At 64.2% G+C, this 13991-nt stretch carries 16 protein-coding genes and 1 riboswitch; of the genes, 11 read left to right on the forward strand and 5 right to left on the reverse strand.

Features of this window, described 5'->3' with window-relative positions:
* From EU803_RS12970 to EU803_RS12980, 3 genes are all read left to right on the forward strand, one after another.
* On the forward strand, window positions 1–393 hold the full coding sequence (locus EU803_RS12970) for an RNA-binding S4 domain-containing protein (RefSeq protein WP_129683461.1): 393 nt from the start codon (window positions 1–3) through the stop codon (window positions 391–393).
* Window positions 394–445: 52 nt separating this feature from the next.
* Complete coding sequence (gene fdxA / locus EU803_RS12975) at window positions 446–781, forward strand: ferredoxin FdxA (protein ID WP_129683463.1); 336 nt, start codon at window positions 446–448, stop codon at window positions 779–781.
* A gap of 249 nt (window positions 782–1030) precedes the next feature.
* Window positions 1031–1540, forward strand: a complete 510-nt coding sequence (locus tag EU803_RS12980; RefSeq protein ID WP_129683464.1) for a CarD family transcriptional regulator — start codon at window positions 1031–1033, stop codon at window positions 1538–1540.
* Window positions 1541–1800: 260 nt separating this feature from the next.
* On the opposite strand, the gene purD is transcribed toward EU803_RS12980, so the two are convergent.
* Entirely contained in the window at window positions 1801–3063 is a 1263-nt protein-coding gene (gene purD, locus EU803_RS12985; RefSeq protein ID WP_129683466.1) for a phosphoribosylamine--glycine ligase, read from the reverse strand.
* 69 nt (window positions 3064–3132) lie between these two features.
* Here purD and xseA point away from each other — a divergent pair, with 69 nt between their 5' ends.
* The gene (gene xseA / locus EU803_RS12990; RefSeq protein ID WP_129683468.1) at window positions 3133–4644 is read left to right on the forward strand and encodes an exodeoxyribonuclease VII large subunit; all 1512 of its coding nucleotides are present in this window, start codon (window positions 3133–3135) and stop codon (window positions 4642–4644) included.
* Window positions 4645–4648: 4 nt separating this feature from the next.
* Here the strand turns inward: xseA and EU803_RS12995 are convergent, their stop codons facing one another.
* Both EU803_RS12995 and EU803_RS13000 read right to left on the reverse strand, forming a co-directional pair.
* Complete coding sequence (locus EU803_RS12995) at window positions 4649–5041, reverse strand: hypothetical protein (protein WP_129683470.1); 393 nt, start codon at window positions 5039–5041, stop codon at window positions 4649–4651.
* A 4-nt stretch (window positions 5042–5045) separates the two neighbouring features.
* The gene (locus tag EU803_RS13000; protein WP_129683472.1) at window positions 5046–6065 is read right to left on the reverse strand and encodes an alkane 1-monooxygenase; all 1020 of its coding nucleotides are present in this window, start codon (window positions 6063–6065) and stop codon (window positions 5046–5048) included.
* Between the two features lie 70 nt (window positions 6066–6135).
* Between EU803_RS13000 and EU803_RS13005 the strand changes: the two genes are divergently transcribed.
* The 4 genes from EU803_RS13005 to EU803_RS13020 all read left to right on the forward strand — a co-directional run bounded on the left by EU803_RS13005 (window position 6136) and on the right by EU803_RS13020 (window position 9741).
* The gene (locus tag EU803_RS13005) at window positions 6136–6756 is read left to right on the forward strand and encodes a lysoplasmalogenase (protein WP_129683474.1); all 621 of its coding nucleotides are present in this window, start codon (window positions 6136–6138) and stop codon (window positions 6754–6756) included.
* Between the two features lie 62 nt (window positions 6757–6818).
* Window positions 6819–8207, forward strand: coding sequence for a signal recognition particle-docking protein FtsY (gene ftsY / locus EU803_RS13010; protein WP_129683476.1), 1389 nt, complete (start codon window positions 6819–6821; stop codon window positions 8205–8207).
* A 14-nt stretch (window positions 8208–8221) separates the two neighbouring features.
* A complete protein-coding gene (locus EU803_RS13015; RefSeq protein WP_129683478.1) occupies window positions 8222–9127 on the forward strand; it encodes a DMT family transporter in 906 nt (301 codons plus the stop codon).
* A 2-nt stretch (window positions 9128–9129) separates the two neighbouring features.
* Window positions 9130–9741, forward strand: coding sequence for a septation protein IspZ (locus EU803_RS13020; protein ID WP_129683480.1), 612 nt, complete (start codon window positions 9130–9132; stop codon window positions 9739–9741).
* Here EU803_RS13020 and EU803_RS13025 read toward each other — a convergent pair whose 3' ends face one another.
* Complete coding sequence (locus EU803_RS13025) at window positions 9742–10443, reverse strand: glutathione S-transferase N-terminal domain-containing protein (protein ID WP_129683482.1); 702 nt, start codon at window positions 10441–10443, stop codon at window positions 9742–9744.
* A 189-nt stretch (window positions 10444–10632) separates the two neighbouring features.
* Between EU803_RS13025 and EU803_RS13030 the strand changes: the two genes are divergently transcribed.
* On the forward strand, window positions 10633–11100 hold the full coding sequence (locus EU803_RS13030; protein WP_165352834.1) for a BLUF domain-containing protein: 468 nt from the start codon (window positions 10633–10635) through the stop codon (window positions 11098–11100).
* On the opposite strand, the gene EU803_RS13035 is transcribed toward EU803_RS13030, so the two are convergent.
* The gene (locus tag EU803_RS13035; protein WP_129683485.1) at window positions 11097–12017 is read right to left on the reverse strand and encodes an MBL fold metallo-hydrolase; all 921 of its coding nucleotides are present in this window, start codon (window positions 12015–12017) and stop codon (window positions 11097–11099) included. The two genes, EU803_RS13030 and EU803_RS13035, sit on opposite strands and share 4 nt — an antisense overlap.
* 177 nt (window positions 12018–12194) lie before the next feature.
* Window positions 12195–12280: riboswitch (glycine riboswitch) on the forward strand.
* A gap of 151 nt (window positions 12281–12431) precedes the next feature.
* Here EU803_RS13035 and gcvT point away from each other — a divergent pair.
* Together gcvT and gcvH are read left to right on the forward strand one after the other, a co-directional pair.
* A complete protein-coding gene (gene gcvT / locus EU803_RS13040; RefSeq protein WP_129683487.1) occupies window positions 12432–13577 on the forward strand; it encodes a glycine cleavage system aminomethyltransferase GcvT in 1146 nt (381 codons plus the stop codon).
* Window positions 13578–13601: 24 nt separating this feature from the next.
* Window positions 13602–13961, forward strand: coding sequence for a glycine cleavage system protein GcvH (gene gcvH, locus EU803_RS13045; protein WP_129683489.1), 360 nt, complete (start codon window positions 13602–13604; stop codon window positions 13959–13961).
* Window positions 13962–13991 lie beyond the last annotated feature (30 nt).

Genomic DNA, 13991 nt, shown 5'->3' on the forward strand with positions numbered 1-13991 from the left:
GTGACGGACAGCCCGCGGGACACGATCCGCATCGACAAGTGGCTTTGGCATGCGCGTTTCTTCAAGACGCGCACGCTGGCCGCCTCGATCGTTTCGGCCGGAAAGGTGCGGGTGGATGGTACCCCGGTGTCGAAACCGGCGCGGGCCGTGGGCCCGGGCGATGTGCTGACCTTCGCCAAGGAAGACGACATCAAGGTCGTCCGGATTACGGGAATCGGGGTCCGGCGCGGCCCCGCAAGCGAGGCGCAGGCGCTTTACGAGGACCTGTCGCCGCCGCCTGCGGAAAAATCTCCGCACAATCCGGGGTTCGATGGAACGGGCCGCCCGGGAAAGAAAGAACGGCGGAACATGGCGTCGCAGTTGGGGGCGAAAGGGGCTTTCGATCTTGAATGACGCCCGCGCTTGGCCTAGCTAGGCGCGAAACGGACGAAACCGGTGGCCCCGAATGACCTATATCGTCAACGACAACTGCATTGCCTGCAAATACACCGACTGCGTGGAAGTCTGCCCCGTGGACTGCTTCTACGAAGGCGAGAACATGCTGGTGATTCACCCCGATGAATGCATCGATTGCGGCGTGTGCGAACCCGAATGCCCCGCCGATGCGATCCGGCCCGATACCGAGCCGGAGATGGAAAAATGGGTGGAATTCAACCGCAAGTATTCGGAAATGTGGCCGGTCATCGTGACCAAGAAAGACCCGCTTCCCAATGCCGACGAGATGGACGGTAAGCCGGGAAAACTGGATATCTTCTCGGAAAAACCCGGCGAAGGTGGCTAAGCGATTCGGCGGGTTTCGCGGTCTGCCGCACCCCAGATTTTGGAATCGGACCTAACCCCCCGCAATATATGGGGTATTTCCGGTGCTGCGCTGCGGCGCTTTCGGATGTGCCATTTTTGTGGTATGATGCCGGTAATGCTGCTGGATTCATGACCTGACCAATAAGGCGCGAAACCGACGGAGATGTCATTTGTCTCCGCCGGTTATTTTGTCGCCGATACCTGTCCGGTCGCCATAGGAAGGACGAATATGAGCAAGTCGAAGAAGTTCGATTACAGCCCGAATGATTTCGTGGTCTACCCCGCCCATGGCGTGGGCAAGATCGTGTCGATCGAAAAGCAGGAAGTCGCCGGGTTCGAACTGGAACTCTTTGTGATCTCCTTCGAGAAGGACAAGATGACCCTGCGGGTGCCGACCAACAAGGCGACCGAAGTGGGGATGCGTGGCCTGTCGTCGCCCGATGTCGTCGCCCATGCGATGAAGACCCTGAAGGGCAAGGCCAAGGTGAAAAAGGCCATGTGGTCCCGCCGGGCGCAGGAATACGAACAGAAGATCAACTCGGGCGATCTGATCGCGATTGCCGAGGTGGTCCGTGACCTGCACCGCGCCGACGACCAGCGCGAACAGTCCTATTCCGAGCGGCAGCTGTACGAGGCCGCGCTGGAACGTCTGACCCGCGAGATTGCCGCGGTGGCCGGAAACGATGAAACCGCCGCCGCCAAGGAAATCGACAGCGTGCTGACCAGCCGCGCCGCCTGATATTCAAAGGGTTGTCAAAATGAATGCCGCGCCCCGTCCGGGCGCGGCATATTCTTTTGCCCATGGGTCAAGACCCATGGGGACGGGGCAGGGGCGCTGCCCCTCTGGCCCTTTCGGGCCATTCACCCCGGGATATTTATCAACCCAAAGAAGGGGTTAAGTCGTTTCGACTTATTATCGAAGCACCCAATATCGGCGTTCGCGTTTGCGCCCCAGGCGAAAGGCAGCAAACGACCGATCCAAGGTTAAGATGAAATGCTCTAAAGCGCCCGCCAACCGATGTCGCGTCGGCAGAACCCATCCGGCCAGTCGATCTGGTCGACCATCGTATAGGCCCGGTCCCGCGCCTCTGTCAGGGTGGCGCCGCGTGCGGTGACGTTCAGAACCCGACCGCCGGTGGCGGTGATCTGCCCGTCTTTCGCCGTGGTGCCCGCGTGGAAGACCACGTTCATGCTGTCCTCAGGCAAGGCGTCCAACCCCTTGATGACAGAGCCTTTTTCATAGGCGCCGGGGTATCCGTTGGCGGCCATGACCACGGTGATCGCATGGTCATTGGCCCAGCTGACCTGTGCTTCGGCCAGCCGCCCCTCGGCCGTGGCCTGCATCAGGTCCAGCGCCTGCGCGCCAAGCCGCATCATCAGCACCTGGCATTCCGGATCGCCGAAGCGGACGTTGTATTCCACCAGCCGCGGTTGCCCGTCCTTGATCATCAGCCCGACGTAGAGCACCCCCTGATAGGGCATCCCCTGCCGCGCCATTTCCGCCATCGTCGGTTTCACAATCTCCGACATCGCCTTGTCCACCACCGCGTCCGACAGGACCGGCGCGGGGGAATAAGCGCCCATGCCGCCGGTGTTGGGCCCGATATCGCCTTCGCCGACCCGTTTGTGGTCTTGTGCGGTGCCGATGGGCAGCACGGTTTCCCCGTCCACCAGGACGAAGAGCGAGCCTTCCTCGCCCTCCATGAATTCCTCAATCACCACTTCGGCCCCGGCCGCGCCGAATTCGCCGCCGAACATGTCGTCGATGGCGGCGAGCGCCTCGTCCTCGGTCATGGCGACGATCACGCCTTTGCCCGCGGCCAGCCCGTCGGCCTTGACCACGATGGGCGCACCCTGTTGCCGGATATAGGCGCGGGCGGGGTCGGCGCTGTCAAAGCGGGCATAGGCGGCGGTGGGGGCGTTCGATGCGTCGCAGATCGCTTTTGTGAAAGATTTGGACGCTTCAAGCCGCGCTGCGGCTGCCGAAGGTCCGAAAACGGAAAGTCCTGCGGCCCGGCACCGGTCCGCCACGCCCGCCGCAAGGGGGGCCTCTGGCCCGACGATCACGAAATCCACCGCGTTTTCGGCCGCGAATTGCGCCACCACGTCCCCGTCAAGGATGTCGATGTCCGCGCAGTCGGCGATCTGTGCGATCCCGGCATTTCCCGGTGCAACGATCAGCTTGTCACATTTCGGATTTTGCAGGACGGCCCAGGCCAGCGCATGTTCCCGCCCGCCGCTGCCGAGAATGAGAATGTTCATGGCGTCCCCCGCTTGGCCTTTGTTGCCCCGCGTCATAAGGTCGGCGGGCAAGGATAACAAGGGTGGCGCATGGACCTGCTTGACGATGATGGCCCGGGAGGCCCCGGTGGATCGAACAGCCCGGAATTGACCGTGTCCGAGATCACAGGCGCGGTAAAACGCACCCTTGAGGGCGAGTTCAGCCATGTCCGCGTGCGCGGTGAGGTTGGACGTGTCGTCGTGGCTCGCACCGGCCATATGTATTTCGATCTGAAGGACGACCGGAATGTCATTGCCAGTGTCAGCTGGAAGGGGCAGGTCGCCCGCCTGTCGCATCGCCCGGAAGAGGGGATGGAGGTCATCGCCACAGGCCGACTGACCACCTACGGTCCCCAGTCGAAATACCAGCTGAACGTCGAGGATGTGACCCCGGCCGGCGCGGGCGCACTCATGGCGATGCTGGAAAAGCGCAAGGCCATGCTGGCCGCAGAAGGGCTGTTTGCCGAAGAGCGTAAGAAACCCATCCCTTTCCTGCCGGAAGTGATCGGGGTTGTCACCTCGCCCACCGGCGCGGTGATCCGCGATATCCTGCACCGTCTGCGTGACAGGTTTCCGCGCAAGGTTCTGGTTTGGCCCGTGGCTGTGCAGGGCCAGCAATGCGCGGCGCAGGTCGCGGCGGCGATCGAAGGGTTCAACCGGCTGACCCCCGGCGGCCCCCTGCCGCGCCCGGACCTGCTGATCGTGGCGCGCGGTGGCGGCTCGATCGAGGATTTGTGGGGCTTTAATGAGGAAATCGTCGCCCGCGCGGCGGCGGCGTCAGAGATTCCGCTGATTTCGGCGGTGGGCCATGAAACCGACACCACCCTGATCGACTTTGTCTCGGACAGGCGCGCGCCCACGCCGACAGCGGCGGCGGAACTTGCCGTGCCGGTTCGGGTCGAACTTGCGGCGGCGGTTGACCAGATGGGCGCGCGGCTGACCCGCGCGGTGGGGCAGGGGGTGCAGTTGCGCGGCCAGCGTCTGCGCGATCTGTCCCGCGCCTTGCCACGGGCCGACGCCCTCTTGGACACCCCGCGCCAGCGGTTGGACCGGGCCTCGGACCGGCTGCCGAATGCGCTTCGGGCGGCGACCGCGCAAAAGGCGATCCTGCTGGGTCGGGTCGCGGGCAGTTTGCGTCCTTCAGTCCTGCAGGGGCGGATCACACAGGAACGGCGGGTTCTGGATCGCCTGTCGGGCCGGCTTGCCCCCGCCCTGCAACGGCAATTGCGCGACAGCCGCAAAGAGATTGACGAGACCCGCCGCAAGGCCGCCGATCTGATGGACCGGGCCGGGGCGGCGATTGCCGCCACCCGTACCCGACATCGCGACCGGCTGGAGGCGCTGGACCGTCTGCGCCAGAGCCTTGGCTATGAACGCACGCTGGAGCGCGGCTATGCCGTGGTGCGCGGTGACGGGGCGGTGGTGAAGGACACCAAGGCCGCGGGCGCGGCAAAGGTGCTGGAAATCCAATTCGCGGATGGGAAGATCACCGTTGGCAGCGGGGCGTCGCCTGCGAAGAAATCCAGCCCGTCCAAGCCCCCGGAACAGGGAACGCTGTTCTGACCGATCAGACCCCCGGCCCCTGACAGACCACGGCGTTGGGGGCTGGCGTCACGGTATACAGCGTGTCGGATTCGGGCCGGTTCATGAACACCGCCATCAGTCCCTCATCAACCTTGAACATCCGCCAGCATTGCGGTTCCGGGTCGAAACCGTAGGAAAAACAGATGTTTCCGGCGTCGTCGTACCAGATGCCTTCCTCGCACCGCCCATCCAGAAACGTCCAGATCACCCGGCGGTCCGGATAATAGGTCTCCATGCCGTAGATCCCGTCGCCCTCGACCCCGAAGTAGAAGGTTTCGCCTTCGCTGATCGCCTCGAATTCTTCGGCGGTCAGCGCGGTTTGGGCCGCTGCGGGCACTCCAAATAGAAGAAGGGCGGCAAGGGTGGCACGGATCATAGGGTCAGCTTTCCGAATGGGCAGAGAGTTGGGCAACGCGCCGGTCCATGACCTGCCGCCATTTCCGTGGCCACAGGGCCAGCACGGCCATGACTGGGAGGGACCGGGGCAGTTGTGGCCCATCTGTCAGTTCAAGCGCGGGGTAGGGCCGCGCGGGCCGGGCGTGGTGATCGGAATGGCGCGGTGCGTTCAGCATCAGGGCCGAGGAATACCAATGCGGGCTGTTCCAGCTGTGCCGGTCGCCGACCGGTTCAGGTTTGCCATCGGCGCGCGGCACGCGGGACAGGCCATAATGCTGCACATAGTCGGACATAAGCAATTGCATCTGCGCATATCCGGCAAGACACAGCAGGGCCAGAAGCCCCCCGACCCCGCCGATGGCAATCGCGATTGCACAGGTGGCAAGCGCCCCACCGATATAGACAAGATAGGGATGCCGCCACATCGAGCGTCCGGCACGCGCCATCCGCGCGGTTTCGGCCCGCCGCCCATCGCGAAACGACCCGATCCAGGCCCGCAGCGCAAACCGATAGAATCCTTCGCCCAGCCGCGCCGAATTCGGGTCGTCCGGGGTGGCCACCCGGACGTGATGCACCAGAACATGGGCCGAGGCGTGGTGCCCGAACAGCAGCGAGACATAGACCGCCACGCCCAGCCGGTGCAGCGCCCGGCCACCCCTGTGGATCAACTCATGCGCGTTGGAATTGCTGACCTGCCCGAACCACAGCCCGGCACCGGCAAACAGCGCGACCTTTTCCAACAGCGTCAGCATTGGCCCCGAAAGCGCCCAGACCGCCAGTGCCAGCCCCGCGAAATGCGCCAGCGCCAGCGCGACCGACAGCGCGTTGGCCGCCGGGAACTCCTCTGCCTCTGCCGGGGGGGTGACCCCGGCCACCAGAAGGTCCAGCAGGGGCACGAAAACCGCCATATAGGCCAGAAGGGCAAGGGCCCATCCGCCGCCCGACAACGTGGCGAGGGCGATCAGGGCGGCAGGGGTCAGGCTGGCAACAGAGAACAAGATCATGGGCGCAGTCTGGCAGGCTGACGCGGCGTCTGCAATTGCCGGAACTGTCCCCGTGGTGTCTGATTGCCGCATGTTCGTGTTCGCCGCCTCCGCGCTGTTATCGGCCCTGTTCCTGATGCGCTATTGCGCTGCCGGGCACAGCTGGCCGAAATCCGTGGTCAAGACCGGGTCGGTCGCGGGCCTGTCCCTTGCCGCCGGTCTGGCGGGCGGGCCGGTGGCGCTTGTCGCGGCTCTCGCGCTGGGCGCGGTCGGGGATTTCTTCCTGTCCCGGCCCGGAGAGCGTGCGTTTCTGGCGGGGCTTGTGGCCTTCGCCCTCGCCCATCTTGCCTATGTCTGGCTGATGGTCGAGGCCGGGGGCGGCTGGCCCGGGGCAGGCGCGGGCGCGGCCGTGGGTCTGTTTTCCGCCGCGATGGCGGGGCTTTTGTGGTCGCGCACCGGGCCGATGCGCTGGCCGGTCATGGGCTATGTCGCGATCATCGGGGTGATGGGCTTGCTCGCGCTTTCGCTGCCGTGGCCCGTCGCCCTGTCGGCGCTGGCCTTCATGGCGTCCGACACGATCCTGTCGTTCGAGTTGTTTGTTCTGACCGCCGCCCACCCGGCCCGCCGCTGGACACCCTATGCGGTCTGGTCGCTTTATTGGGGCGCGCAGGCGGGTTTTGCCTGGGTTTTCGCGCACTCGGTCGCCGCCTGACCCTTCCAATGCGCCGCGTTGCGGATTAGGTGGAAGGAAACCAATGGGACACGGGCGCGCGGATGTCGTTTTTCAAGAAGATGAAAGAGCGGTTGTTCAAGTCCTCGTCGAAGATCGACGAAGGGCTGGAGGCAATCGTTTCGGACGGGGGCGAGGAAGAGGACGTCACCGAGGAGGTGGTTGACACGGCCGCCCCGGCAGCCGCACCCCTTCCCGAGCCCGAGCCCGAGCCCGAGCCCGAGCCCGAGCCCGAGCCCGAGCCCGAGCCCGAGCCCGAGCCCGAGCCCGAGCCCGAGCCCGAGCCCGAGCCCGAGCCCGAGCCCGAGCCCGAGCCCGAGCCCGAAATTGACGATGAGGGTCCGTCGCCGGGCGTCATCGTGCTTGACCCGGCCCCCATCATGCAAAGCCTTTCACCGGAACCGGAACCGGAACCGGAACCGGAACCGGAACCGGAACCGGAACCGGAACCGGAACCGGAACCGGAACCGGAACCGGAACCGGAACCGGAACCGGAACCCGCGCGCGCCGATCTGCTGGCCGACGCACCCGAGGAACCGGCGGCAAAGCCGGGCCTTCTGGGCCGCCTTCTGGGCCGGGGCGAGAAAAAGACCGTTGTCCGCCGGGCGCTGGACGACGACATGCTCGAACAGCTCGAAGAGCTTCTGATCACCGCCGATATGGGCGTTGATACGGCCCTTCGCGTCACTGCCAACATGGCCGAAGGCCGATTGGGAAAACGGCTGAGCGTGGACGAGATCAAGGGGCTGATGGCCTCTGAAATCAGCCGGATCATGGAACCCGTGGCCCGCCCGCTGCCGATTTACCCCAAGACGCCGCAGGTCGTTCTGGTGGTCGGGGTCAACGGCTCCGGCAAGACCACGACCATCGGCAAGCTGGCCAGCCAGTTCCGGGCGGCGGGAAAGAAGGTGGTGATCGCTGCTGGCGACACCTTCCGCGCGGCGGCGGTTGAACAGCTTCAGGTCTGGGGCGATCGGGCCGGTGTGCCGGTGTTGACCGCGCCCGAAGGGTCCGACCCCGCCAGCCTTGCCTTTGACGCGATGGATCAGGCGCAGCGTGACGGCGCCGACCTTTTGATGATCGACACCGCCGGGCGGCTGCAAAACCGCGCCGATCTGATGGAGGAACTGGCGAAAATCGTCCGCGTGATCCGCAAGAAAGATCCCGAAGCGCCGCATAACACCCTCTTGGTGCTGGACGCGACGACCGGCCAGAACGCCCTGAGCCAGGTCAAGGTGTTTCAGGAACTTGCGGATGTGTCGGGCCTGATCATGACCAAGCTGGACGGGACGGCAAAGGGCGGTGTCCTTGTGGCACTGGCCGATAAATTCGGCCTGCCGATCCACGCCATCGGGGTGGGCGAACAGATCGACGATCTGGCGCCCTTCGACCCCGAGGACTTTGCCAACGCCCTTGTCGGGCGCAACCTGTGACAGGGCGCTAGCGGATGGGCGACTGGATCCTGTCCATCGCCGGAACCCCGCAAGGGGCGCAGCTGGCGCTTGTGCTGGCCCTGTCGTCGGCGCTGTTTCACGCGGCGTTTGGGGCCCTGCAAAAGGGGCGGTATCATCCCTTCGTCATCCGGGGGGTGATCGACGTCTGGCTTTTGGGTCTGTCGCTGCCCATCGCGCTGTTTCTGGTGCCATGGCCGACGGCGCAGGGATTCCTGATCCTGCTGGGCGCGGCCGTTTTGCATTTCTTCTACAAGATGACTGTCGCGCTGGCCTATGAACGGGCGGCCTATACGGTGGTCTATCCGGTGATCCGGGGAACCGGGCCGGTTGTGACCGTTCTGGCCGCAGCGGCAATCTTCCACGAACATTTCACCGCCCTGCAATGGGCCGGGGTGGCCTGTCTGTCGGGCGCGATGCTGCTTTTGGCGCTGCGCAACCTGTCCGAGGAAAAGCTTGATGGACGCGGCCTGCGGATCGGTCTGGTCTGGGCATTGGCCGGGGGGCTGATGGTGGCCCTTTACACGGTCTATGACGCATGGGGCATCCGGCTGGCGGCGAACCCCTTCACCTTTTTGGCGTGGTTCTTCGTGATCACCTCGCTCGATATGCCGCTGATCGCGGCCTATCACGTGCGGCGGTTCGGTATGGCCGGATCGGCACGGACACTGGTCTGGCGCGGGGCCATCGGGGCTGTTATCGCTTGGGCCAGCTTTGGCGGGGTGCTTCTGGCGACCCGGCTGGACAAGGTGGGCGAGGCGGCGGTGCTGCGCGAAACATCGCCCGTTTTCGCCGCCCTGATCGGTTGGTTCATTCTGGGCGAAAAGGTCGGGCCGCGCAGGCTCGCGCTGATGGGAATGATCGCGCTGGGCGCGGTGATGGTCGAATTGGGAGGACGGTAGTCATGGCGGAACGCAAAGTGCCGGGATGGTTGAAAACCGCGCTCGATTTCGGCCCCGTGTTGGCCTTCTTCGCGGCCTTCTTCCTGTTGAAAGAGGACAGTTATCCCCTGTTCGGGCGCGAGGTGAAACCCTTCATCCTGATCACTGCGGGTTTTGTCCCGCTGCTTGTCATCTGCATGGGCGCGCTTTGGGCGCTGACCGGACGGCTGTCGCGGATGCAGGTGATGACCCTTGTGCTCGTCGTGGTCATGGGCGGGCTGACGGTGCTTCTGAACGACGAGCTGTTCCTGAAACTGAAACCCACCATCCTTTATGCTGCCTTTGCCGGCATCCTCTATGTCGGGCTGTGGCGCGGGAAATCCTATCTTGCCTATGTGATGGAGGAATTCCTGCCGATGACGCCCGAGGGCTGGACCATCCTCACCCGCCGATTTGCGCATTTCTTTGTGGCGCTGGCGGTGTTGAACACGGTCATTGCCTTTGCGCTGTCAGATGCGGTCTGGGTTTCGGTCAAGACCTTTGGCCTGCCCATCGCGCTTTTCGCCTTTGTCATGTCGCAATACCGGATTTTCGAAGATCACGGGATCGCGGAAGAGGGCGACAAGGACGCCTGATCAGCGCTTGAACAGGTGGCCGTGGCCGGATCTGTCCTTGCGAAAGTCCGATCGCAGCTCTGCATGAAGGGCGCGGCCGCGCTGCACGCCGGGCCGGGCGCTGACGGTGTCCAGCCAGCGGGCAAGCCGGGGTTTGTCGTCCAGGCTCTGTTCCTGCCCCTCCCACAGCGACGCCCAGCCCCAGCAGGCGATATCGGCGATGGAAAAGAAATCTCCGGCTAGGAACTCGTGGTTCGCCAACTGCCGGTCCATCACGCCATAAAGCCGGGCGGTTTCCGCGCGATAGCGGTCCTTGGCGTAGGGCAGGTCATTGGGCGGGTCCATTGCGGGGGCGTATTTCAGGAAGTGATGTGCCTGACCGGCCATCGGCCCAAGCCCGCCCATCTGCCACATCAGCCATTGGTCCACCGCGATGCGGTCCCGCTCCGTTTCGCCGTAGAATTGTCCGGTCTTGCGGGCGAGGTATTGCAGGATCGCCCCGCTCTCGAAGATCGAGATCGGCGTGCCATCCGGCCCGTCGGGGTCGGCAATCGCGGGCATCTTGTTATTGGGGGAAATGGCAAGGAATTCGGGCGCGAACTGGTCGCCATTGCCGATGTTGACCAGATGGGTGGTGTAGGGCAGGCCCATTTCTTCCAGCGCGATTGAGATCTTCCAGCCGTTCGGTGTGGGCCAGAAATAGAGGTCGATCGGGGCGGTCATTGGCGGGCTCCGGGTTGTTTCGGCACACTGTGACACCTTGGCGCCAAAGCACAAGGCGGGCAGGCAGGTTGCCCGCCAAAGCGGCCCCATTAGCGATTTCTCAACGGTCTTGTGCGTGACTGGGCGAACTGTCGGGACGCGGGTCGCGACACGGGATGACGAAACAGGATGAAGACCAAGGACCTGAAGATGAAACAACCTGCGTCAATTCACCGATTGGTCTATCTGAGTGACGGAAAACCGGGGCTGTCAAAGGCGGATTTGACGGCGATCCTTGAGAAGGCCCGGCGCAACAATCCAAGCAAGGGCCTGACCGGGCTTCTGCTGTATCACGAGGGGCGGTTTTTCCAGGTTCTGGAAGGGGACATGGCGCAGGTCATGGCCTGTTTCAGCAAGATCATGATGGACCCGCGACACACCTCGGTGGCGATCCTAACGGCCGGACCCGCAGAGGCGCGGGCCTTTCCCGGCTGGTCCATGGGATATGCAGAGGTCGATGAGCTGCCCACCATGGCCCGCAGCGCTGCGTTTTCCATCTACGATCTGATCCCGCCGAATTCCCAGCGACGCGGCGAGGATGAAGACGTGCGTAAGCAGGTCCGCAGCTTTCTGGCCAGCTACGAACAGTTCAACAGTCAGATGAAGACCGGCTCCTAGGCGGCGACGAAGCGGTAGCCGTCCCCATCGGCCACGGCGGTGCCGATGCCGGGGAAGGGCAGGTGGTAGCCGATCAGGCTGCGCCCGCTGCCGGCCAGTTCCGCCAAAAGCGCGCTGCGCGACACGATCCCGGCCTCCGGGTCCTGATCCGACCCCGACGGCCAGCCGGGCCGGGCAAAGGCGAGGTGGTGATTGCCGATCACATCGCCGACCACGGTCAGCCCCGCGCCATCCGAATTCAGGTCAAACACCATATGCCCCGGTGTATGCCCGCCAAACTGCCGCGCGGTGATCCCCGGCAGGACCTCGGCCCCGTCGTCAAAGGTTTCCATCACACCGTAGTCGTCCAGTGCGGCCAGAATGCGGGATGCCCCGGCGGCAAAGGCCTGCCGCTCGGTTCCGATGGTGTCGACGGTCGCGGGGTCCATCCAATAGGCCAGCTCTTCCGCGCCGATCAGATGGGACGCGTTCATAAAGAAGGGCTCGTCGAAGTCGTCCAGCGCGCCCCACAGGTGGTCAGGATGGGCATGGGTGAACAACACATGGGTAACCTCCGCCGGGTCCACCCCCAGCGCGTCCAGAGCATCCATCAGCTTGCCCGCCGAGGGCATGAAATTCGGCCCCGATCCCGCGTCGAAGATCACCGTGTTGGTCCCGTCCCGCATCAGGGTCAGGTTACAATCTGGGGTGAAACTGTCGCCCGCGATGTCAAAACTATCGAGGATTGCCGTGGCTTCCTCTTCGGGCACCGCGCCAAGGATGAAGTTGCGCGGCAGGACAAGGTTTCCGTCCGACAAGGTGTCGATCTGCATCGCCCCAACCTGGGTGCTGGCATGTGCCCAAACCGGCACCAGCCCACCCGCCGCGGCCATGGCGGCCCCACCGGTTTGCAGCAATCTACGGCGTGTCACGATCATCGGTCCGTCCTCCCATGCATGAATTGCTATTTGTTTATATCATTCAGGGCTGGTCTGCCTACTGGGAAAATCGTGTGTCAGTCACCCGCTTGACCGCCATTTTTCCCGGTTTTCCGGGCGGCATCCCATCGTATGCAAAAAACGCTGGACGGACGCCCGGCGAATCCCGTAATCGGAACGGGCAGTATGGGAGAACTGGATCACCAGTGCCGAAGGAGCAACCGCCCCGGTAAACTCTCAGGCAACAGGACCGTGCTGCGAAGGACAAACTCTGGAGAGAGGCGCGTGTGACGCGTCCGCCGAAGGGATAACGATCTCAGGCGAAAGGACAGAGGGGGCATCGAACGCCGGGCCATTGGCCCGCAACCGATGCCGGTCGCATTCCGCCCCGGCTGAACCAAGGGAAGGGGCGACATGGCCGATACGACCGGGGCTGATCTGAAACAAACCGTGCTGAACGCGCTGCACCGCGACATGGGTGCCAAGATGGTGCCTTTCGCGGGCTATGACATGCCGGTGCAATACAAGCTGGGCGTGATGCAGGAACATCTGCACACCCGCGCCAAGGCGGGCCTGTTCGATGTCAGCCACATGGGGCAGGTGATCCTGCGCCCGAAGTCGGGCGATGTGGCCGATGCCGCGCTGGCGCTTGAAACGCTTGTGCCCGTGGCCCTGCTGGAACTCAAGGAAGGCCGCCAGCGCTATGCCCTGTTCACCAATGACGCCGGCGGGATCGACGATGACCTGATGGTCGCCAACCGGGGCGATCACCTGTTCGTTGTGGTCAACGCTGCCTGCAAGGACGCCGACATCGCCCATATGCAGGCCAATCTGTCCGACACCTGCGACGTGACCCCGATCACCGATCGCGCCCTGATCGCCCTGCAAGGGCCCGAGGCGGAGCGTGCGCTCGCCGTGCTGGCCCCTGCCGTGGCCGAGATGAAATTCATGGATGTGGCGACGGTCGACATCATGGGCGCCGACTGCTGGGTCAGCCGGTCGGGCTATTCCGGCGAAGACGGATACGAGGTGTCGATCCCGAACGACCGGGCCGAGGAGATCACCCGCGCCCTGATCGCGGACGAGGCTGTCGAACTGATCGGCCTTGGCGCGCGCGATAGCCTGCGGCTGGAGGCGGGGCTGTGCCTCTACGGCAATGACCTTGACCCGACCACCAGCCCGGTCGAGGCGAACCTGAACTGGGCCATGCAAAAGGCCCGCCGTGCCGGTGGCGCCCGTGAAGGCGGGTTTCCGGGCGCAGAGCGTATCCTGAAAGAACTGGCCGATGGCCCGTCCCGCCTGCGCGTGGGGCTGCTGCCCGAAGGCCGCGCGCCGATGCGGGCCGGGGTCGAGCTATTCGCCGAGGAAGAGGGCGGCGCGCCGATCGGCACTGTCACCTCGGGCGCCTTTGGCCCCTCGATCGAACGGCCCATGGCCATGGGCTATGTCGCGACCAGCCATTCGGCCACCGGCACCCGCCTGTTTGGCGAGGTGCGCGGCAAGCGCCTTCCCGTTACCGTCGCGGACATGCCGTTCCGCGCCGCCACCTATAAACGCTGATTTGTCCAACTGGAGAGTAGTCCAATGAAATACACTGAAGAACACGAATGGCTCCGCGTCGAGGGCGATCTGGTCGTCGTCGGAATTTCCGACCATGCCAGCGAGCAGCTGGGCGATATCGTCTTTGTCGAACTGCCCGAGGCCGAGACCACCGTTGCCAAGGATGACGAGGTCGTGGTGATCGAATCCGTCAAGGCGGCGTCGGACATTCTTGCCCCGCTGGACGGCGAGATCGTCGAGGTGAACGAAGCACTGGCCGACAACCCCGCGCTGGTGAACGAAGACCCGACCGGCGATGGCTGGTTCTTCAAGATGAAGATCGAAGACATGTCGGCGCTGGACGACCTGATGGACGAGGCCGCCTACAAAGAGTTCATCGCCTAGGTCAGCCCCGCCAACAGTTGCACCGACACG

The organism is Loktanella sp. IMCC34160 (assembly GCF_004145845.1).
In the GTDB taxonomy this organism is placed as follows: Bacteria; Pseudomonadota; Alphaproteobacteria; order Rhodobacterales; family Rhodobacteraceae; genus SELP01.